Source organism: Microbacterium testaceum StLB037, from assembly GCF_000202635.1.
Classification (GTDB): Bacteria; Actinomycetota; Actinomycetes; order Actinomycetales; family Microbacteriaceae; genus Microbacterium; species Microbacterium testaceum_F.
Window position 1 is genome coordinate 3135252 of sequence record NC_015125.1, and the last position, 21395, is coordinate 3156646.

Consider the following 21395-nt stretch of genomic DNA (forward strand, 5'->3'; position numbering starts at 1 on the left):
CGCCGCTCAAGTCTCAAACTTGAGTGAGCTCGACTCATGTATCACAGGAGACGTTCGTGCCCGAAGACTTCACCCCCGGCGCCGGGGAAAACGGCGCCCAGTCGTTCGACGAGTTCCTCGCCCGCTACCTCGCGGGGGAGCGCGCTCGCGCCGAACGGTCCATCGATCTCAGCCGCTTCCTCAGCGCCCGCACGCAGGAGGCTCTCCAGGCCGCGGGCCGGTTCGCGCTCGGCCGCGGTCAGCGCGAGCTCGATGCCCTGCACGTGCTGCACGTCCTCGTGGGGCAGTCGCCCGCCCGCGAGGCCGTCGCGCGCCTCGGCGCCGACCCCGCCGCGATCGCGCGTGCGGCGGAGAGCCGCCTTCCCGCCGCGGGCGAGGCGGCCGATGTGGACGGTGCGGTCGTTGCCGGGTCGGTGCAGCGCGCGCTGTTCCACGCGTTCCAGGTCGCCCGGGCCGCGGGTTCCACCTACGTCGACCCCGACCACCTCTTCTTCGCCCTCGTGCTCGCGCAGGACGCGCCCGCCGGGCAGATCCTCGCGCAGGCCGGCGTCACGGCCGAGGCCCTGACCCAGGGTGTGCGCGAGACCGTCGTCGGCGGGACCGAGACCGCGGCGCCGAGCGAAGCGGCATCCGCCACCCCGAACCTCGACCGGTTCGGCACCGACCTGACCGCCCTCGCGACGGCGGGCCGGCTCGACCCCGTCATCGGTCGGTCCGACGAGATCGAGCAGACGATCGAGATCCTCAGCCGCCGCACGAAGAACAACCCCGTGCTGATCGGTGAGGCCGGCGTCGGCAAGACGGCGATCGTCGAGGGACTCGCGCGGGCGATCGTCGCCGACGAGGTCCCCGAGCAGCTGCGCGGAACGCGCGTGGTGTCGATCGACCTGGCCGCGATGCTCGCGGGCGCCCGGTACCGCGGCGACTTCGAGGAGCGTCTCACTCAGACGATGGAGGAGATCGCGGCATCCCAGAAGCTCGTCGTCTTCATCGACGAGGTGCACACGCTCGTCGGTGCCGGCGGCAGTGGCGACGGGTCGATGGACGCGGGCAACATCCTCAAGCCGCGCCTGGCGCGCGGCGACGTGCGTCTCATCGGCGCGACGACGCTGCGGGAGTACCGCACGATCGAGAAGGACCCCGCTCTCGAACGGCGCCTGCAGCCGGTGCGCGTCGGCGAGCCGTCGCTGGCGGATGCCGTGGAGATCCTCCGCGGTCTCCGTTCGGCGTACGAGGAGCACCACGCCGTGACGTACACCGAGGACGCGCTGCGCGCCGCGGTCGAGCTGAGCGACCGGTACCTGCCCGACCGCGTGCTGCCCGATAAGGCGATCGACCTCGTCGACCAGGCTGGGGCGCGGCTGCGGCTGCGGCTCGGCGTCTCGGTCGACACGTCCTCGCTGCTCGAGCGGCTCGCGACGCTCGAGGCGGAGAAGAACGCCGCCGTCTCCGCGGAGCACTACGAGGAGGCCTCGCGCCTTCGCGACGAGATGGCCGCCGTGCAGGCGCAGCTCGACGAGGCCACCCGCGCCCCGCGCGCCGCGGCCGTCGTCGACGAGCCCGAGATCGCCGCGGTGATCAGCCGTGCCACCGGGATCCCGGTCGCCCGCCTGACCGCGACCGAGCGCGGCCGCCTCTCGCAGCTGGAGGACGAGCTGCACGCCCGGGTCATCGGGCAGGACGACGCGGTGACCGCGGTCGCCAAGGCCGTGCGCCGCAACCGCACGGGCATGGGGGATGAGAACCGACCCGTCGGTTCGTTCCTCTTCCTCGGGCCCACCGGTGTCGGAAAGACCGAGCTCGCGAAGGCTCTCGCCGGATCGCTCTTCGACGACGACGGCGCGGTGATCCGCTTCGACATGAGCGAGTTCGGCGAGCGGCACACCGTGTCGCGTCTCGTCGGTGCTCCTCCCGGATACGTCGGTTACGACGAGGCCGGTCAGCTCACCGAGCGCGTGCGTCGCAACCCGTACGCGGTCGTGCTGTTCGACGAGATCGAGAAGGCGCACCCCGACGTGTTCACCCTGCTGCTGCAGGTACTCGACGACGGGCGCCTGACCGACGGCCAGGGCCGCACGGTCGACTTCCGCAACACGGTCATCGTGATGACCTCCAACCTGGGCGCCGAGATCCTGGCATCCCGTTCCGGGGCGATCGGCTTCACGACGGGCGCGTTCGCGGCCGAGGACGTGCGCGAGCGGGTCCTGGGCAAGCTGCGCGAGGCGATGCGGCCCGAGTTCCTCAACCGCATCGACGACATCGTGCTGTTCCAGAAGCTCGAGAAGGCGCAGCTGCGCGAGATCGTCCGGCTGCTGCTCGGCGCCTCCTCGCGGCGGCTTTCGGCGCGGAACGTCACCCTCGACGTGACGGAGGCCGCGGTGGATCGCCTCGCCGAGGTCGGCTACGAGCCCGAATACGGTGCGCGGCCGTTGCGCCGGGTCATCCAGCGCGAGGTCGACGATCGCATCGCCGACCTGTTCGTCTCGGGCGAGCTGGTCGACGGGGGAGCGGTGACGGTGGATGCCGACGCCTCGGGCTTCGTGGTCCGCGCCGCCGCGGGGGCGCTCGCGGCCTGACACCCTCTCGAAGGCCCTCGGTGCTGCGGCGCCGGGGGCCTTCGGCGTGGGTGGGCGGCGGGTGGCTGTGGCTGCGCTCGTGCCGGTGCTCTCGCTCGTTCAGTGTCCAAAACACCCGGACGGTCTGAAAAAACGTCCGGGTGTTTTGGACACTCAGGCCCGGGGGGCGCGGCGGGGTGCGGGGCGATCGCCCGGATGTCGGAGGTTCGGGGCAGAGTAGAGGCATGAGTCGTATCGGCACGATCTTCAGCCCGTACCCCCACCCGCCCGAAGAGCTGCGCGACGCCGCGCGTGCGGCGGAGGACGCCGGCATCGAGGAGCTGTGGCTCTGGGAGGACTGCTTCCGCTCCTCGGCCTGGGCCGCCGCAGCCGCCGCCCTCGCGGTCACCGACCACCTGCGCATCGGCGTCGGCATCGCGCCGTTCCCGCTCCGCAGCGTCGCCGCCTCGGCGATGGAGGTCGCGACCATCGAGCGCATGTTCCCGGGGCGACTCCTCCCCGGGTTCGGACACGGCGTGCAGGACTGGATGCGGCAGATCGGGGCGAAGGCCGCGTCGCCGCTCACGCTCATGCACGAGCAGCTCCCCGCTCTCCGTTCGTTGCTCGCCGGCGACACCGTGAGCGCCGAGGGACGGTACGTCCGTCTGCGCGACGTGTCGCTCGATTGGCCTCCCGTCGAGGCGCCGCTCGTGTACGCGGCCGCCGAGGGGCCGAAGACCCTGGCTCTCGCCGGCGCCGTCGCCGATGGGGTCATCCTCGACAGCCGGCACACGGTCGACGAGATCGCGGAGTCGGTGCGCACGGTTCAGGCGGGACGCGTGGATGCCGGTCGCGACGGCCGCGCCGACGTCGTCGCCTACGTGCTCACGGCCTTCGGGCCGGACGCGCACGAACGCGCGATCGCCGCGGCGGGGGATCGGCCCGACGCCGCAGAACGCGTTCTCGCCGGCTCGGTGTCCGAGGTGGCCGAGAGTGTCGCGCGCTTCCAGGCGGTCGGCGTCGACGACGTCGTGCTCCTGCCCACCGATGAGGTCGACCTCGCGGCGTTCTTCTCGGCGGTCGGTCAGGTCGCCCTCGAACTGCCGAACGCGGCGGGTGTCTCGTGACCCGCGGTGTGGTGTCGCTGGGGTTGGCCGGCGCGCTCGGCCCCGAGGCGGTCGCGAGAATCGCTCCCGAGGTCGAGAGAGCCGGGTTCCACGCGCTCTGGATCAACGACACCCCCGACGGCGACGCCCTCGCGGCGCTTGCTGCGGCGGCGAGGGTGACCGAACGCCTGCATCTCGCGACGGGGGTCGTACCCGTCGATCGTCGACCCGGTGACGAGATCGCCGCCGAGGTGGCATCCCTCGGTCTTCCGCTCGACCGCCTGACGCTGGGGATCGGCTCGGGCATCGCGAAAGAGGGGGCGCTGGCACGCGTCCGCGACGCGATCGAGGTGCTGCACGGCGCCGGAATGCCGCGTGTGCTCGTCGGTGCGCTCGGTCCGAGAATGCGCCGGACCGGCGTCGAGCGCGCCGAGGGGGTGCTGCTGAACTGGGTGCCACCCGTCGAGGCGCGCGCGCAGACCGAGAGCCTTCACGAGGTCTCACCGGCCGCCCACATCGCCGTCTACGTGCGGACGGCGATCGTGCCGGCCGCTCGCGAGAGGCTCGACGTCGAAACGGCTCGGTACGCGTCCTTCCCGAATTACGCCGCGAATTTCGAACGGATGGGGGTGGATGCCGCCGACACGACGATCCGCGATGTCACCGAGCTCGGCGATGCCCTTGAGGCGTACACCGCGGCGACCGACGAGGTCGTCCTGCGCGCGATCGTGCCGGAAGACACGGTGGAGGCGTACGTCGACTTCGTCCGGCGGACGGCACCCTCCCCGAGCTGACGGGAGGGGCGGGCCACGCCGATCCGTGTTCGCGCGGGCCGGCGGCGATGGTCGTCGCGTGGCTCCCGCACGGGCCGATCCGCCCCCGCCGGGCTGCCACGGCGGTCGCTGTAGAGCCCCCGCGCGGATGTTCGCCACGACGAGAGCCCTAGCATGGGCCCATGCGGCGACTTCCGGTGACCCTCGTGACGATCGCCGCCGCTGCGGCGCTGCTCTCCGGCTGCACCGCGGCCTCGGCCGCCGGCGACGCGCCCTCGGAGAATGCGGCGCGGGCCTCGGTCGGCCCGCCGCCCGCCTCGGAACCGTCCCTCGGTTCGGAGGCGACGCCGACTCCCGCGTCGACTCCGGACGCCGCCTCGATCGCTCAAGCCGATGCGTGGCTCGGCGCGATCGCGCTCCCCGAGGGGGCGGTGCGCACGGACGACAACACCCGGTTGTACACATCGTTCGCCGGGTGGATCTGCGCCCCCATCGCGGGGCGCCACGCGGAGTGGCTCGTCCCGAACGCCGGCGTGGACGACACGATCGACTGGATCCGCGAGAACCCGCCCGCCGGTCTGACGGCCACGACCGGGGGCGGCTCATTCGGCGATGCCCCGCCGCCGACCACCGCGACCGTCGCCTTCACCCCGGAGGACCTCTCCCAGCAGGGCGTCCTTTTCCGGGTGGACCGGAGAGGGTCCAGCGTCACCGTGCGAGCAGACGTCGTGGCGCTCGGCTCGACCTCCGTGTGCCCGACGCCCGACCCCGGCACTCGTTTCGGACTACCCGGCCAAGGCTGATCCGGCCCGTACGATCCCGCCGCGGCGGGCGAGTGTCGCGATGTCTCCGCGAAAGAAACAAGGCGGCGACGATCAGCCGGCGCTCACTCAGCCCCGAGCCGCGAACGTCGACAGAAGCGCCGCAATGAGACGGCGCCCGCGTTCCGGTGGCATCCGTCCCAGCCCTTCCGCCCCGCGCGCGACCGCGATGCCGTCGAGCAGGGCGAGGAGGGCGCCCGCGTCGTCTGCGGTGATGCGGGCGTTCGGATAGGCGTCCGTCAGGAGCGCGTGGATCGCCTCTTCGGTGCGTCGCCATTCGCGCTCGTGGATCGCGCGCACGTCGGCGTCCGTGCCCGCGCGCGAGGCGAAGGCCGTCCACACGATCGCGTCGCGTCGGCCCGCGTCGCCGAGGGCGGCCAGCTCTTCGCAGAACACGCGAAGGCGTTCTCCCGCGGAGTCGGCGTCTGCGAGTGCGACACCGATGCGGTCACGGAAGTGCGCCGTCACGGCATCCATCGCCCCGATGATCAACGCCGCGCGCGTCGGGAAATGGTGCTGGACGGCCCCGACCGACACACCTGCCTCCGCCGCGACCTTGCGCACGCTGAGATCGTCCGGCCCCCGTGTGGAGAGCACGCGCAGCACTGCTTCGGCGATGTTCTCCCGGCTGCCGCGCGGGGAAGAGGCGTGCGAGTCCACCGTCGTAGGCTACGGTGATTCCGTGACCAATACGAACGTATTGCCTGCACGTAAGCGTGTGGACAGCCTCGACATCGTGCGCGGGGTGGCGATCATCGGCACGCTCGCGACCAACATCTGGGTGTTCTCGCACCCGTGGGGTCTGATCGGCATGCTGAGTGCGCCGACCTTGCCGGGCGAGTCGGCATCGGCGGCCCAGCTCGTGCTCATGGCGCTCGCGCAGGGGAAATTCCTCGCCCTGCTCTCGCTGACCTTCGGGGTCGGACTCGCCTTCCAGCATCGGTCCGCGGTGCGCCACCACCGACGCTGGCCGGGGCGATACCTCTGGCGGGCCGCGTTGCTGTTCCTCGACGGTGCCGTGAACTACATCCTCATCGCGGAGTTCGATGTCCTGATGGGCTACGCGGTCACCGCCGCCGTCGTGTCGTTCCTCCTCCTCACCCGGCCGCGGGCGCAACGCGCGATGATCCTCGTCTTCGGTGGCATCCACGTCGCTCTGATCTCTCTCATCGTCCTGGCGTTGACGACGATGCCCGGGGCCAACGCCGACGGAACGCTCCCGGACGGGTCGAGCCCATACGCGGACTCCTCGTTCCTCGGTCTCGTCGGATTCCGCCTCGACAACGCCGTGATCTTCCGCGCCGAGCCGGTCCTGATCGGCTTCCTCTCGCTCGCGATGTTCCTCACCGGCGCCGCCCTGCTCCGCGCCGGCGTCTTCGCGGAGGAGGGCGCCCGTCTGCGGCGTCGACTGATGATCGCCGGTGCGTGTGCGGCACCGGTCGATCTGGTCCTCGGTCTGACGTCCACCCCGGCGGGGTTGCTGCTCGAACGCTACGTCGCCGCGCCCATCGTGGGTCTCGGCTTGCTCGGACTCCTCATCGAGCTCTGCCACCGTCGGGGGACGAACGGGTGGTGGGCACGCCGCGCTCGAGAGATCGGACGGGTCGCCCTGAGCGCCTACCTCCTGCAGAACCTCCTCGGCGGGGCGCTCTTCTACGGCTGGGGTCTCGGGTGGGCGGAGACGTTCGCCGCGTGGCGCGCCCCGGTCACGGTGACGGCGTTCGTGGTGATCACGGTCGTCGTGGCGACGGCTGCGTACCTGTGGCTCCGCCGATTCTCGACCGGACCCATCGAATGGCTGTGGAGGGCCGCCGCCGACCTCGGCTCGCGCCGGACGTCGGCGGCAGTCGATAGTGTGCCGTCATGACTCTCTCGCTGCCCGGACTCCCGCCGCTGCACTGGACGGGCGTCGATGGTGACGCCGCTCTCGACGAGCTCACCGGTGCCCTCACCCTGCGCGCGGCGGGCGGCGTCGACTGGACGAACGATGCCACGGGCGGCCCCGCGCAGCATGCCGCGACCGCCCTGGCGTTCCCCACTCCGGAGGGAGACTTCGTCCTCTCCGCGCGCGTGCGGGTGCTCGGCCCGCGCTCGACCTTCGATGCGGGGGCGCTCGCGCTCTGGTCGAGTCCGGACCGCTGGGCGAAGCTCTGCAACGAATACTCGCCGCAGGGGGAAGCCATGGTCGTCAGCGTCGTGACGAACGACTTCTCGGACGACGCGAACGGACCGCTCATCCCCGGGGACGCGGTGTTCCTCCGTGTGGCCCGTACGGGTCCCGCGTACGCGTTCCATTTCTCGCTCGACGCCGAGTCGTGGCACTTCGTGCGCCTTCTCCGCGTGGACGCCGCTTCCTCGACCGTCTCGGTGGGGTTCCTCGCGCAGGCACCCCTGGGCGACGGCGCGACCGTGGTGTTCGACGAGATCGCCTACGCCCGCCGCTCGCTCGCCGATCTGCGCGACCTGAGCTGACGGGACGGCGCGGGAGACTCGATCGCACCGGCCCCGGCATCCCCACCACGGTGAAAGACTGACCGGATGCCACGCCCTCGACGTATCACCCTCCGTTCCGTCGCACGCGGCGCCCTGGCCCTGCTGCTGGTCGGTGCCGGCGTCAGCCACCTCACCTGGGGGCGTCGCGGATACCGCATCGTCGTGCCGGAGTGGGCGACGCGGATGCTCCACACCGACAAGGACGCCATCGTCGTGGCATCCGGGGCCGTCGAGATGCTGCTCGGCACCGCGCTGATCGCCCTCCCGCGGGAACGCGGGCGCATCGGCGCGGCGATCGCGACGTTCTTCGTCGCGGTGTTCCCGGGCAATGTGCACCAGTGGCGCACGGGACGCTCGGCTCCCGGGCTGAACACCGATCGCGCGCGGTTCGTCCGGCTGTTCCTGCAGGTCCCGCTCGTCGCGTGGGCCTGGTGGGCGACGCGACGGCCCTGACGCCGCGCCGACCGCAGCTCGTGACCCGTACCGAGGCGTGACCGCCGCGTCCGGCCGGGATGCGTGATCGCCTACGCCGCTTCGCCGAGCTCCAGGATGCCGTTCTCGAACGCCGCGCGTGCGAGGACCTTGTAGCCGTGCTCGGGGAAGAAGACCGTGAGTCGGTCGTCTTCGATCCCCATGACCGTGCCCGGTCCGAACTCCGCATGCGCGACGAGCGAGTCGATGCGGATCCCGCCGTCGTCGACCGCTTCCTCGGCTGCGACCGGCGCGACCGCCCCGGCGTCGCATCGATCGCAGGACCCGCAGGATGCCGGGCTCTCGACGCCGAAGTACTCCAGCAGCGCGCGTCGACGGCAGTGGGTGGTCTCGGCGTACCCGCGCATGATCTCGATGCGCGAGGCGCGGATCCGCTCCTCGGCCTCGTCTCGCTCGCGCACGGCGGAGACGGCGTCGCCGGCGGAGACCTTCTTCTGCACCGAGACGCCCTCGGCGCCCGACACAGCGAGACCGCACGCGACGAGCTGGTTGAGCACGCGCCCGATGGCTCGGGCCGGCCGACCGCTCTTCTCGGCGACGTCCTTCGCGCGGAGCGGCTTCTTCGCCCGTCGCAGTTCGTCCCAGACGCCCGCGATGTCGGCGCGCTTCGTGTGGCCGCCGGCGAAGAACGATCGCAGCGAGAAGTCCTCGGCCCGGTAGTGCAGGATCGCCCGGGCCGGCTGTCCGTCGCGCGCCGCGCGGCCGATCTCCTGCGCGTAGGCGTCCAGCGACTCGGTGACATCGGCGTGCACCACCAGGCGCACGTCGCTCTTGTCGACCCCCATGCCGAAGGCCGAGGTCGCCACGACCACGTCGAGCTCTCCCGCGCTCCACGCGGAGTGGACCTCGTCGCGCCGCTTCTGTGCCATCGCACCGTGGTACGCGGCGGCCCGGAGACCGAGGTCCCGCAGCTCGTCGGCGTACAGCTCGGTGGCTTTGCGCGTGGCGACGTACAGCAACGCGGGGCCGTCGGCATCCTGAACATCGGCGAGGACGGCGCGGCGCTTGTCGACGTCGTGCTCGTGGCGGCGGACGGCCATGTGGATCTCGGGGCGATCCATGCCGCGCACCTCGAGGTGCGGATCGCGCATACCGAGGCTCGCGACGATGTCGTCGCGCACGGGAGCGGATGCCGTGGCCGTGAGCGCCAGGACGGGCGGATGCCCGAGGGCCTCGACGGCGTCGCCGATGCGGGCATAGTCGGGGCGGAAGTCGTGGCCCCAGGCCGACACGCAGTGCGCCTCGTCGACGACGACGAGCCGCACGTCGGCGTGCGCGAGGCGGTCGAAGACCTCGGGGTTGGCGAGCTGCTCGGGGGCGAGGAACGCGTAGACGGCGTCGTCGCCCTCGATAGCCGCCCACGCAGCCTGACGTGCCGAGGCGCTCGTCCGGGAGTTGAGGGCGACCGCGGCGGGCGCGTCGGGAGCGGCGTCGATCGAGTCGATCTGGTCGCGCTGCAGCGCCAGCAGCGGCGAGATCACCACCGTCGTTCCGCCCAGCTCGCATCCCGCGATCTGGTACACCGCCGACTTGCCCGCGCCCGTCGGGAACACCACGAGCGTGTCACGCCCGCTCACGACCGCGTCGATCGCCTCGGCCTGGCCGGGCAGCAGGTCGTCCCAGCCGAACACCTCGCGGGCGGTACGGGCGGACTGTTCGAGGGTGGCGGGTGCGTTCACGGTGCCTCATTCCTGGGGGAGGGTCCCAGCACACCCTGAACCTCCGACATCGCGACGGGGGTTGCGGGCACGCGGGGGGTGTGGTCCACGTTCCCGAGCGGGAAATCGCTCGCGGCCCCGGCATCCGTGGCACGCTCGGCCGCGACAGCGCAAGCGTCGGAGCGATGTCGGAGGGGGATGCCAGGATGCCGACATGCTCTTCGGCGACATCGAAACGGCCCTCGCGGCGGTGACGAGCACGCGCTCACGTCTGGCCAAAGTCGATGCGCTCGCGGCGCTCCTCCGCGAACTCGAGCCGGACGAGATCGGACCGGCGGTCGGACTGCTGACCGCGGCGCCCCGTCAGGGCCGTCTGGGTGTGGGGTGGCGCACCCTCGCGTCGCGTGGCGGAGCCCACGTCCCCGCGCCCGCGCTGACCATCGGCGAGATCGACGAGGCCTTCTCCCGCCTGGTCGAGGTCGGGGGAACGGGCTCGGCCGCGGTCCGCACGGCCCTCCTCGACGAGCTGGCCTCGAGGGCGACCGCGAGCGAGTGGCAGCTCCTCATCCGGATCATGACGGGCGAGCTGCGCACCGGTGCCCTCGAGGGAGTCCTCCTGGATGCCATCGCCCGGGCCGCCGACCGCGACGGCGCCGCGGTGCGCCGTGCGGCCATGCTCTCGGGCGACCTGGGCGAGACCGCCGTCCTCGCCCTGACCGGTACGATCGACGACCTCACCGCCGTCGGACTCGTGGTCGGCCGCGGCGTGCAGCCCATGCTGGCCTCCACCGCCGCGACGGTCGCCGAGGCCCTGGATGCCGCGGGCCGCGCCTCCGTCGAGTACAAGCTCGACGGCGCGCGCGTCCAGGTGCACCGACACGGTGACGAGGTCCGCGTGTTCACCCGCACCCTCGCCGACGTCACGCATCGCGTCCCGGAGATCGTCGAGGTGGCGCGCTCGCTCCCGGTCGACGACGTGATCCTCGACGGAGAGACGCTCTCGCTCGACGAGGACGGTGCCCCTCGCCCGTTCCAAGAAACGATGGCGCGGTTCGGAGCCGAGACGGCCCGCGAGATCGCGCTGCGGCCGTGGTTCTTCGACATCCTGCACGTCGACGGTCGCGACCTCATCGACGAGCCTCTCGCGGCACGACTCGACGAGCTCGAGCGCGTCGCGGGGGAGTACCGCATCCCCGCGCTGATGACCGACGACCCCGAGGCCGCGGACGCCTTCGCCCGAGCGGCTCTGCAAGCCGGGCACGAGGGGGTCATGGTGAAGGGACTCGACGCGGCGTACTCCGCCGGCCGGCGCGGGAAGAGCTGGCTCAAGGTCAAGCCCGTGCACACCTTCGACCTGGTGGTGCTCGGCGTCGAGCGGGGATCGGGACGCCGCGCCGACTGGCTCTCGAATCTGCATCTCGGCGCGCGCGATCCCGACGGCGTGTTCGGGGAGCCCGGCGGTTTCGTGATGGTGGGGAAGACGTTCAAGGGACTCACCGACGAACTTCTCCGGTGGCAGACGGCGCACTTCGCGGAGCGGGCGACGGGAGAGGTGCCCGGTGGCATCCGCGTCGTCCCGGACACGGTGGTCGAGATCGCGATCGACGGGGTGCAGCGCTCGGTGCGGTACCCCGGCGGTGTCGCCCTGCGCTTCGCCCGCGTCAAGGCCTACCGCTCCGACAAGCCGGCGAGCGAGGCGGACACGATCGCGACCCTGCGGGCGATGCTGCCGGGCGGTGGCGTCGGCGCCGCGGCCGACGATCCGTCGGGTGGTCTCGACGAAAGGACGATCTCATGAGTCTCGCCCCGTGGCTCGACGGTGAACTCGGGTACCGCAGTTTCGGCGCCCCGGGCGCGCCGCGTGCGGTCTTCGTCCTGCGCACCGGCGATGTGTCGACCACCGATCCCGACGCGCGCGTGACCTCCGCGTACGACGTGCGGATCATCGCCGTCGGGCTGGATGCCCCCGAGCTCGAGGATCCTCCGGTGTTCGGCGGGCAGACCCCGGCGGGCTTGACGGTCGACGCGTTGCGCGAACTCCTCGAACGCGAAGCCCCCGGAACGACGGTCGGGCTGGTCGGAGAGCGGGCGGCGGGCCCGATCGCGATCTACCTCGCCGCAGCGATGGGCCCGGTGGTCGACCGTCTCGCGATCGTGGGCGTCGCGAGTCCGTCCGACCCGCTGAGTCGCGACCTGCGCACCCCGCTGCTCGACCATCTCGACGCCGAGGCGCTGGTGATCGTCGGGGGCGAGGGCCCCGCGGCGATCACCGACGCCGAGTGGTACGTGGGGCGTATGCGGTCCGCCGAGATGCAGGTCGTGCCCGACGACGAGATCGGCTCGGTCAACGGCGAGGTCACCCTCACGTCGGTGTGGGACCGCGTCCTGGCTCACGTCGCCCCGGGCACCGAGCGGCGCTGACTCACCGACCTCGGCGTGTGGCAGGCGCCGCGGCGCGCTGACCTGCCGCGCGGGGGTGCGTGCCTCGCATCGGTGCGGACCTCCCGCTCCGAGCGCTCGGCGGAGGCGCGCCGCTTCCCGCCCCGCGGGCCTCAGCCCCGGGCGACCGCCTTCACCTGCACGACGTTCGACTCCTCGTCGACCTCGACGTGCTCGGTCTGCGCCTTGAGGAAGTCCGAGAAGCTGCGGAAGCCGAGCGCCTTCTCGCTGAACGAGGGGTCAAGGCGCTTCATGAGGTCCTTCACCGCGGAGGCGTGCAGCCACTCGCCGTCGGCGCGCTCGCCCTCGAGCTGCATCGCCCGGTCGAGGAGGTCCACCGCCGGGTCTTTCGAGCGCTTGCGGGCCCGGGGCCGTGACGGCGCGGCATCCTTCTTGGTCTCCGCCAGATTCGGGATGCCGGGGAGGGAGTCGTACGAGTCGAAGCGGTCGCACGCGGCGGCGAGGGACTTCGCGGTCGAGCCGGCCACGCCGACGCCCACCACGTACCGGCCGAGTCGCTTGCAGCGCTGGGCGAGGGGAACGTAGTCGCTGTCGCCCGCCACGATGACGACGTGCGTCAGATCTGGGAGGCGGAACATGTCCTCCACGGCATCCACCGCCAGCCGGATGTCGGCGCCGTTCTTCGCGTACGCCGCCGCGGGGAAGAGCTGCACGAGGTCGACCGCGCGAGCGACGAGTTGCGAGCGATACTCGGCGTTCACCGGTGCCGACCAGTCGGCGTAGGCGCGCGTGAGCACGAGCGTGCCGAACGACGCCGCGTAATCGATCACGGCACCGACGTCGATCGTGGCCTTGGTGAGACGTTCGGCGATCTCGGGGTCCATCGGGTTCTCGGCGATCTTCTGCCGGTCGCGCGAGTAGGCGTTGCGCCCGTGCACCCGGTCGTACCAGGACATGACGATGTTGTCGAAATCGAGATAGACGGCGACGCGGGGGCTCAGCGTATCGGGCATGGCATCCAGTCTCACCCGTCCGGCCGGTCAGGGCCAGTCCGCCGTGCCGTCGCGGCGGCGCGGGGTCTCGCCCGGTGCGCCGTCGCGCGGAGTCGAGGTTCGACCCGCCGGTTCCGGCACGGCGGCGGCGGCGCGGCGGCGCCGAACTCCGCCGGACGGCGCGACGGCGCGCACGCGGTGCCGACGAACTCCGCAAGACGGTGCGCGCCCGCCCGCCCCGCGGCCGTCACCTCCGGGTCAGCGCTCCCCGGGGTAGACCACGCCGATCTGCCGGCGCACCTCGTCGAGCACGCCCATGATGGCGACGGTCTCGTCGATCGGCAGGACGTCGCTCGAGGTCGCACCGGCCGCGACGAAGCGTTCCGCGGCCTCGGCCTGGAACTGCATCCCGCGTCCCTCGATCGAGGTCGTGAACTCCTCGACCACGTCGCCGTCGGGCGTCACCACGCGGAACGACGTCGGGGTGTACCAGACCCGGTCGATCTCGATGCGGGCCTCGGTGCCGACGATCTGCGCGGTGTTCGCGCCAGCGGCACGCGACGACGACACCGTGGTCGAGAGGGCGCCGTCGCGATGGACGAACACCGTGGCGACCTCGGCGTCGCTGCCGGCGTCGGAGAGGCGGGCCACCGCCGAGACGCTCTCGGGCAGGCCGAGCACGTCGACCGCGAACGAGATCGGGTAGATGCCGAGGTCGAGCAGGGCACCGCCCCCGAGTTCCAGCGCGTTGAGGCGGTGCGTGGGGTCGGTCGAGATCTTCTGCGTGTGGTCGGCCGAGACGACGCGGATCTCGCCGAGGGTCCCCGCGGCGATGATTTCGCGGATGCGCACCATGTGCGGCAGGTAGCGCGTCCACATCGCCTCCATGGCGAGCAGGCCCTTCTCGGCGGCGCGGTCGCGGATGATCGCGGCCTCGGTCTCGTTGAGGGTGAACGGCTTCTCGACGAGGACGTGCTTGCCGTGGTCGAGGGCGAGCAGCGCATTGTCGACGTGGCCGGGGTGCGGGGTGGCGATGTAGACGATGTCCACCGTCGGGTCGCTCACCAGCTCTTCGTAAGAGCCGTGCGCGTGCGGGATGTCGTACTGCGCGGCGAACTCGCGCGCGCTCTCGATGCGGCGCGAGCCGACGGCGGCGACGTCGAGGCCCGCCGTGCGGAGGTCGGAGGTGAAGGCGTGGGCGATGCCCCCCGTGGCGAGGATGCCCCAATGCAGTCCGGTCATGCCCCCAACCGTATCGGCGGCATCCGCCATGGCGGGTCCCGTCTGCGCGGGGAGTCCCGGATGCCGCGGGCTTAGGCTCGCTTCATGACGCCCGTCGAGCGCTTCCGCGAGCTGTTGCGCATCCCCACCGTCTCCCGCGTCGACCTCGCCGAGGTCGACACCGCCCGGTTCGACGAGTTCCACGCGGCGCTCGAACGGCTCTACCCCCTCACCCACGCGCGCCTCGAGCGCGAGGTCGTCGCCGGCCATTCCCTCCTGTACCGGTGGGTCGGCGCATCGCCCGAGTCGCCGCTGGTCCTCCTCGCGCACCAGGACGTCGTCCCGGTCGACGGGCAGCCCTGGCGGCATCCGCCCTTCGACGCCGTCGTCGAGGGGGAGGGCGCCGAGACGGCGATATATGCCCGCGGCGCCATAGACGACAAAGGAGCACTGGTGGCGATCCTCGAGGCGGTCGAGGAGGCGCTCCGCGACGGCGTCGAGCCGCGCACCGACGTCTGGCTGGCGTTCGGCCACGACGAGGAGACCCGCGGCACCGGCGCTCAGGCGATGGCCGCGCTGCTCGAGGAGCGCGGCGTCCGCCCCGCGCTCGTGGTCGACGAGGGCGGCGCCGTGGTCGAGGGCGCGCTCCCCGGCGTCGCCGCCCCGACCGCGATGATCGGGGTGGCCGAGCGCGGGGTCGCCAGCTTCGACCTCGTGACCCGCGAAGCCGGCGGCCACGCCTCGACCCCGCCGCGGCTGCCCGCGACGGCCCGGCTCGCTCGGGCGATCGACCGCGTGCACCGCCGCCCGTTCCCGCTCCGGCTCGCGGGCCCCGTCCGCGCGATGCTCGGCACCGCCGCGGCTCACAGCCGAGAACCCTTCCGCACCCTCTTCCGACGGACCGCGGTCTCCGCCCCGCTCGTCACGGCCGCGTTCTCCCGCCTCGGTCCCGAGACGAACGCCCTCGTGCGCACGACCGCCGTCGTCACCCGACTCGAGGGTGCGGCGGGCGAAAACGTCCTCGCCACCACCGCCCGCGCGACCGTGAACGTGCGCCTCCTCACCGGCGACACGCTCTCCGACGTCGCCGTCCACCTGCGTCGCGCGGTCGCGGATCCGCTGGTCGACATCGAACTGCGCAGAGGGGGAGACCCCTCTCCGGTGTCTCCGTGGCAGGGCGAGGCGTGGCGTCGTTTGGCGACCGCCGTCGTCACGACGCTGGGCGATGACGTCGTCCCCCTGCCGTATCTGCAGCTCGGGGCGAGCGACAGCCGCTTCTACACCGGTCTCACCCCGCACGTGTATCGCTTCGCCCCGTTCCACCTCACCCGCCCGGAGCGGGACGCGCTGCACGCGCCGGACGAGCGCATCCGCGTGGACTCCTGGCTCCGCGGCATCCGGTTCTATCGGGCTCTCCTCGAATCCTGACCGCGCGGATGGCCGCGACACGCACCGGGCGAAGCGCCGGGTTATCCTCGTGTGACCGGTCACGCAGGGACCGTTGACGCAAAGAGGCGAACCATGAGCGAGACCGACCTTCCGGATGCCACGGGCCGGGCCCCCAGCATCCGCGACGTCGCGCGTCTCGCCGGGGTGTCGTACCAGACGGTCTCGCGCGTCATCAACAACAGCCCCCAGCTGCGTCCCGAGACGGCCGCGCGGGTGCGTTCCGCGATCGCCGAGCTGAAGTTCGTGCCGAACCAGGCCGCTCGCGCCCTGGCCACGAGTCGCTCGCGATTGATCGGGGTGCTCGGGCCCCGCGCGACGACGTTCGGCGTGGCCACGATGATCCAGGCGGTCGAATCCGCCGCGCGCGCCGCCGGCTACCGCCTCACCGTGACGAGCCTCGTGACGAGTGCGCCGGACGACGTCCGGGCCTCGATCGACCACCTCATGCAGCAGTCCGTCGAGGGGCTCATCGCCGTGGCCCCGCAGACCCGGGTCGTCCCGATCCTGGACGAGCTGCAGCTTCCGGTCCCGGTGCAGATCGTCTCGTCGACCGGCTCGACGGCGTCGTTCAACGATCAGATCGCGGGGGCCCGCGCGGCGGTGCGCCACCTCATCGACCTCGGGCACAATCGCATCCTGCACATCGCGGGTCCGCGCGACTGGATCGAAGCCGACCACCGGATGCGGGGTTATCTCGCCGAGATGGATGCCAACGACCTCTCGCCGCGTCCCCCCGTCCTCGGCGACTGGACGGCGCAGTTCGGCTACGAGGCGGGTCTGGAGCTCTTGCGCACCGAGGATGCGACGGCGGTGTTCGCGGGCAACGACCATATGGCGCTCGGGTTCATGCATGCCGTGCGGGACATCGGTCGGTCCGTGCCGGACGACATCGCGGTGGTGGGCTTCGACGACGTGCCCGAGTCGGCGCACCTCTGGCCGCCGCTCACGACCGTCCGTCAGGACTTCTTCGGGATCGGGCGACGCGCCGTGTGGGATCTGCTGCGTGCGGTGGGGGAGACCGGGGGCGAGGAGGTCGCGCCCGAGCCCGACCACCTGCGCCTCATCGTGCGGTCGTCCACCGCACCGCCGAGTCGCTGATTCGTCACATTTCGGCAACGGCTGGACACCGAGCGAACGAACACTTGACACCGAGGTCCGGCGGAGGGGTAGCATCACACACACAATGTGAACGGTCACATGACCGGTCACACGGCCGACGGGACTCGCTGCGGAGCGGATCCGTCGAGACGAAGATGTTTCGACCGTCTTTCGTTTCGCCCCGTCGAATCGTGCGTCCGGCGTGACCTCGTCCGCAGAGACCGCGGTGGGCTCCGTGTGGAGAGACCGCGACACAAACCCAATGGAGGGAACCAGAGTGAAGAAGCACAGCATGCTCAAGACCATCGCCGGGGTGGGCGTCCTCGCGCTCGGCATCGGCCTGGCCGGTTGCGCGGGAGACCGCACGGGCAACAGCGGCGGCGGCGAGCAGGAGGCCGGCGGCACGATCGGTGTCGCCATGCCGACCCAGCAGTCGGAGCGGTGGATCGCCGACGGCAACAACGTCAAGTCGCAGCTCGAGGAGCTCGGCTACCAGGTCGACCTGCAGTACGCGAACGACGACATCCCCACGCAGGTCTCCCAGATCGAGAACATGATCACCACGGGCGCCAAGGCCCTGATCATCGCCTCGATCGACGGCACCACGCTCACCGACGTCCTGCAGCAGGCCAAGGACGCGAACATCCCCGTCATCGCGTACGACCGCCTCATCAACGGCACCGAGAACGTCGACTACTACACGACCTTCGACAACTACAAGGTCGGCGTGCAGCAGGCGACCTCGCTCCTCACGGGCCTGGGTGTCCTCGACGCCTCGGGCAAGGAGACGGGCGCCACCGGTCCCTTCAACATCGAGCTGTTCGCCGGTAGCCCCGACGACAACAACGCCACGTTCTTCTGGAACGGCGCAATGGACACGCTGAAGCCCTACATGGACAAGGGCGTGCTCGTGGTCCCCTCGGGCCAGACCGAGTTCGGCCAGGCGGCCATCCTCCGCTGGCTGCCGGAGACGGCGCAGAAGCGCATGGAGAACATCCTCACCGTCATCGGCGGCACCAAGCTCAACGGTGTCCTGTCGCCTTACGACGGCCTGTCGATCGGCATCATCTCCGCCCTCACCTCGGGCGGCTACTCGGCCGACGCGCTCCCCGTCATCACGGGCCAGGACGCCGAGGCCGGCTCGATCAAGTCGATCATCGCCGGTGAGCAGTACTCGACGATCTTCAAGGACACGCGCGAGCTCGCCAAGCAGGCCGTGACCATGGTCGACGACATCCGCAAGGGCGAGACCCCCGAGACGAACGACACCACGACGTACGACAACGGCAAGAAGGTCGTCCCCTCGTACCTCCTGCAGTCGACGATCGTCACCAAGGACAACTACAAGGAAGTCCTCGTCGACAGCGGTTACTACACCGAGGCCGACCTCAAGTAATCCCCGCGGGCGGGCTTCGTCCCGTCCCGCACCGCCTCCGCCGCGATCGATCCGTTCGGTCGCGGCGGAGGCGACCCACGTCTCTCATCCCCACCGGCCACGGCCGGCCCTGCAAGGAGGACCTCGTGAGCACCATCCTCGAGATGCGCTCGATCACCAAGGAGTTCCCCGGCGTCATCGCGCTCGCCGACGTGTCGTTGACCGTCGAGCGCGGAACGGTCCACGCCATCTGTGGCGAGAACGGCGCCGGCAAGTCCACTCTCATGAAGGTGCTCAGCGGTGTGTACCCCGCGGGCGACTACCGCGGCGAGATCGTCTTCGACGGCAACACCGTCGAGTTCAAAGACATCCGCGACAGCGAGTCGGCCGGCATCGTCATCATCCACCAGGAGCTCGCGCTGAGCCCCTACCTCTCGATCGCCGAGAACATCTTCCTGGGCAACGAGATCACCCACCGTGGACTCATCGACTGGGATGCCACGAACCGCGAAGCCGCGAAGCTTCTCGCGCGCGTGGGCCTCGGCGACAGCCCCGACGTGCCCGTCAACGAGATCGGCGTCGGCAAGCAGCAGCTCGTCGAGATCGCGAAGGCCCTCTCGAAGGACGTCAAGCTCCTCATCCTCGACGAGCCGACCGCGGCCCTGAACGACGACGACTCGGAGCACCTGCTCGACCTGATCCGCCACCTCAAGGGCCAGGGGATCACCTGCATCATCATCAGCCACAAGCTCAACGAGATCCGCGCCATCGCCGACGAGGTCACGATCATCCGTGACGGTCGCACGATCGAGACGCTCGACGTCGCCACGGGCGGCACGAGCGAGGACCGCATCATCCGCGGGATGGTCGGACGCGAGCTCGAGAACCGCTACCCCGATCGTGATGTCGAGATCGGCGAAGAGGTCCTGCGCATCGAGGACTGGAACGTCAGCCACCCCACGGATGCCAGCCGCACCGTCATCCACAACGCGAACCTCACGGTGCGCGCCGGTGAAGTCGTCGGCATCGCCGGCCTCATGGGCGCCGGTCGTACCGAGCTCGCGATGAGCGTGTTCGGCAAGAGCTTCGGCTCGCGCATCTCCGGCAACGTCTACGTGCGCGGACAGAAGGTCGACACCTCGACCGTTCCCGCCGCCATCCGCAGCGGACTGGCGTACGTGACCGAGGACCGCAAGGGCGCCGGTCTCAACCTCATCGACACGATCAAGCGCAACATCTCGATCGCCGGGATGCGCAAGCTCGTCAAGGGCGGGTTCGTCGACGGTGACGAGGAGTACCTCGTCGCCAACCGCTACCGCAAGTCGATGAACATCAAGGCGCCGAGCGTCGACGTGGTCGTCGGGAAGCTCTCCGGCGGCAACCAGCAGAAGGTCGTGCTGTCGCAGTGGCTCTTCTCCGACCCCGAGGTGCTCATCCTCGACGAGCCCACCCGCGGCATCGACGTCGGCGCGAAGTACGAGATCTACACGATCATCAACTCCCTCGCGGCGCAGGGGAAGGGCGTGCTGGTGATCTCCTCGGAGCTCCCCGAGCTGCTCGGCATCTGCGACCGCATCTACACCCTCAGCGAAGGCCACATCACCGGCCAGCTGCCCATCGAAGAGGCCACTCCCGAGGCACTCATGGTGCTCATGACGAAGGAAAAGGAAGCCGACCATGTCAGCGCTTGACAACACCGTGACCCCGCAGGGTCCCGCGACGCCGAAGGGTCCCGTCGGCGGCGGAGCCGGCGGCGGTGCCGGCAGCATTCTGCAGTTCTTCACGTCGCGACTGCGTGAGATCGGCATCTTCATCGCCCTGATCGTCATCGTCCTGCTCTTCCAGGCGCTGACCGGCGGGCGTCTGCTCACCGCGGGCAACGTGTCGAACATCATCGTCCAGAACAGCTACATCCTGATCCTCGCGATCGGCATGGTGATGATCATCATCGCCGGCCACATCGACCTGTCGGTCGGTTCGGTCGCCGCCTTCGTCGGTGCGGTCTCGGGCGTGCTGATCGTGCAGTGGGGCCTGCCCTGGTGGCTCGGCATCCTGCTCTCGCTCCTCCTCGGTGCGGTGGTCGGCATGTGGCAGGGCTTCTGGGTGGCGTACATCGGCATCCCGGCCTTCATCGTGACCCTCGCGGGCATGCTGCTCTTCCGCGGTCTGACGCAGATGACCCTGGGCAACACCCAGATCACGCCGTTCCCCACCGAGTACCGCGCCCTCGGCGGCGGGTACCTCTTCCCCGACCTGTTCCCGGCCGCGAGCTCGCCGGCCGAGTGGATCACCGTCGGACTCGGCGTGCTGACCCTCGTGCTGTTCGTCGTGTCGCAGGTGCGTCAGCGGGCGAAGCGCGCCGCCCTCGAGCTGCAGAACGAGCCGCAGGTCGCCTTCCTCGTGAAGCTCATCGGTGGCGGTGCCCTCATCGCGTACCTCACCTACCTGCTCGGCGTCGCTCCCGGTTCGCGCGGAACGCCCATCGTGCTCGTCGTGCTCGGCGTGCTGATCATCGGCTACTCCACGGTGATGAGCCGCAGCGTCTTCGGTCGCCACATCTACGCGATCGGTGGAAACCGCACCGCCGCGAAGCTCTCGGGTATCAACACCCGTCGCGTCGACTTCCTGCTGTTCGTCAACATGGGTGTCCTCGCGGCCCTCGCCGGCATCGTGTTCACGGGCCGTCTGAACTCCGCCGGGCCCGGCGCCGGTAACCTCTTCGAGCTGGATGCCATCGCCGCCTCCTTCATCGGTGGAGCGGCCGTCCAGGGCGGTGTCGGCCGCGTGGTCGGCGCGATCGCCGGTGGTCTGGTCATGGGTGTGCTCAACAACGGCATGTCGCTCATGGGCATCTCGACCGACGTGCAGCAGTTCATCAAGGGCCTCGTGCTCCTGCTGGCCGTGGCCTTCGACGTGTGGAACAAGAACCGCACCCGCGGGTGATCCACGCCCCCTTCGAGAC

18 protein-coding genes are annotated in these 21395 nt (G+C 70.8%); 14 read left to right on the forward strand and 4 right to left on the reverse strand.

Annotation, left to right across the window (positions count from 1 at the left end; genetic code table 11):
• Positions 1-56 precede the first annotated feature (56 nt).
• The 4 genes from MTES_RS14270 (at position 57) to MTES_RS14285 (ending at position 5237) form a co-directional block, all read left to right on the forward strand.
• The gene (locus MTES_RS14270) at positions 57-2576 is read left to right on the forward strand and encodes an ATP-dependent Clp protease ATP-binding subunit (RefSeq protein ID WP_013585981.1); all 2520 of its coding nucleotides are present in this window, start codon (positions 57-59) and stop codon (positions 2574-2576) included.
• Between the two features lie 224 nt (positions 2577-2800).
• Positions 2801-3682 carry an LLM class flavin-dependent oxidoreductase gene (locus MTES_RS14275; RefSeq protein ID WP_013585982.1) on the forward strand — a complete coding sequence of 294 codons (882 nt, stop codon included), beginning with the start codon at positions 2801-2803 and terminating at the stop codon, positions 3680-3682.
• Positions 3679-4455, forward strand: coding sequence for an LLM class flavin-dependent oxidoreductase (locus tag MTES_RS14280; RefSeq protein WP_013585983.1), 777 nt, complete (start codon positions 3679-3681; stop codon positions 4453-4455). Before MTES_RS14275 ends, MTES_RS14280 begins: the two co-directional genes overlap by 4 nt.
• A 161-nt stretch (positions 4456-4616) precedes the next feature.
• Positions 4617-5237, forward strand: a complete 621-nt coding sequence (locus MTES_RS14285; RefSeq protein WP_013585984.1) for a hypothetical protein — start codon at positions 4617-4619, stop codon at positions 5235-5237.
• Positions 5238-5324: 87 nt separating this feature from the next.
• Here the strand turns inward: MTES_RS14285 and MTES_RS18595 are convergent, their stop codons facing one another.
• Positions 5325-5915, reverse strand: coding sequence for a TetR/AcrR family transcriptional regulator (locus tag MTES_RS18595; RefSeq protein WP_013585985.1), 591 nt, complete (start codon positions 5913-5915; stop codon positions 5325-5327).
• Positions 5916-5973: 58 nt separating this feature from the next.
• On the opposite strand from MTES_RS18595, the gene MTES_RS14295 reads away from it, so the two are divergent.
• From MTES_RS14295 to MTES_RS14305, 3 genes are all read left to right on the forward strand, one after another.
• Positions 5974-7122 (forward strand): DUF418 domain-containing protein, encoded by a 1149-nt coding sequence (locus tag MTES_RS14295; protein ID WP_231848095.1) that lies wholly within the window; start codon positions 5974-5976, stop codon positions 7120-7122.
• Positions 7119-7727 (forward strand): DUF1349 domain-containing protein, encoded by a 609-nt coding sequence (locus tag MTES_RS14300; RefSeq protein WP_013585987.1) that lies wholly within the window; start codon positions 7119-7121, stop codon positions 7725-7727. Before MTES_RS14295 ends, MTES_RS14300 begins: the two co-directional genes overlap by 4 nt.
• A 66-nt stretch (positions 7728-7793) precedes the next feature.
• Positions 7794-8201, forward strand: a complete 408-nt coding sequence (locus MTES_RS14305; protein ID WP_013585988.1) for a membrane protein — start codon at positions 7794-7796, stop codon at positions 8199-8201.
• Between the two features lie 71 nt (positions 8202-8272).
• Here MTES_RS14305 and MTES_RS14310 read toward each other — a convergent pair whose 3' ends face one another.
• Positions 8273-9919, reverse strand: coding sequence for a RecQ family ATP-dependent DNA helicase (locus MTES_RS14310; RefSeq protein ID WP_013585989.1), 1647 nt, complete (start codon positions 9917-9919; stop codon positions 8273-8275).
• A 193-nt stretch (positions 9920-10112) separates the two neighbouring features.
• Between MTES_RS14310 and MTES_RS14315 the strand changes: the two genes are divergently transcribed.
• On the forward strand, positions 10113-11696 hold the full coding sequence (locus tag MTES_RS14315) for an ATP-dependent DNA ligase (protein WP_013585990.1): 1584 nt from the start codon (positions 10113-10115) through the stop codon (positions 11694-11696).
• A complete protein-coding gene (locus MTES_RS14320) occupies positions 11693-12319 on the forward strand; it encodes a hypothetical protein (protein ID WP_013585991.1) in 627 nt (208 codons plus the stop codon). The genes MTES_RS14315 and MTES_RS14320 overlap by 4 nt, the downstream gene beginning before the upstream one ends.
• 131 nt (positions 12320-12450) lie before the next feature.
• On the opposite strand, the gene MTES_RS14325 is transcribed toward MTES_RS14320, so the two are convergent.
• Together MTES_RS14325 and MTES_RS14330 are read right to left on the reverse strand one after the other, a co-directional pair.
• The gene (locus tag MTES_RS14325; RefSeq protein WP_013585992.1) at positions 12451-13311 is read right to left on the reverse strand and encodes an NYN domain-containing protein; all 861 of its coding nucleotides are present in this window, start codon (positions 13309-13311) and stop codon (positions 12451-12453) included.
• A gap of 237 nt (positions 13312-13548) precedes the next feature.
• Positions 13549-14532, reverse strand: a complete 984-nt coding sequence (locus MTES_RS14330) for a Gfo/Idh/MocA family protein (RefSeq protein WP_043361482.1) — start codon at positions 14530-14532, stop codon at positions 13549-13551.
• An 84-nt stretch (positions 14533-14616) separates the two neighbouring features.
• Here MTES_RS14330 and MTES_RS14335 point away from each other — a divergent pair, with 84 nt between their 5' ends.
• The 5 genes from MTES_RS14335 (at position 14617) to mmsB (ending at position 21376) form a co-directional block, all read left to right on the forward strand.
• Positions 14617-15939, forward strand: a complete 1323-nt coding sequence (locus tag MTES_RS14335; protein ID WP_013585994.1) for a M20/M25/M40 family metallo-hydrolase — start codon at positions 14617-14619, stop codon at positions 15937-15939.
• A 93-nt stretch (positions 15940-16032) separates the two neighbouring features.
• The gene (locus MTES_RS14340; RefSeq protein ID WP_013585995.1) at positions 16033-17058 is read left to right on the forward strand and encodes a LacI family DNA-binding transcriptional regulator; all 1026 of its coding nucleotides are present in this window, start codon (positions 16033-16035) and stop codon (positions 17056-17058) included.
• Positions 17059-17350: 292 nt separating this feature from the next.
• Positions 17351-18454: a multiple monosaccharide ABC transporter substrate-binding protein gene (gene chvE, locus MTES_RS14345; RefSeq protein WP_013585996.1), complete on the forward strand. Its 1104-nt coding sequence runs from the start codon at positions 17351-17353 to the stop codon at positions 18452-18454.
• Positions 18455-18597: 143 nt separating this feature from the next.
• Positions 18598-20124, forward strand: a complete 1527-nt coding sequence (gene mmsA / locus MTES_RS14350; RefSeq protein WP_043363051.1) for a multiple monosaccharide ABC transporter ATP-binding protein — start codon at positions 18598-18600, stop codon at positions 20122-20124.
• A complete protein-coding gene (gene mmsB, locus MTES_RS14355) occupies positions 20111-21376 on the forward strand; it encodes a multiple monosaccharide ABC transporter permease (protein WP_013585998.1) in 1266 nt (421 codons plus the stop codon). The genes mmsA and mmsB overlap by 14 nt, the downstream gene beginning before the upstream one ends.
• The last annotated feature ends 19 nt before the right edge of the window (positions 21377-21395 follow it).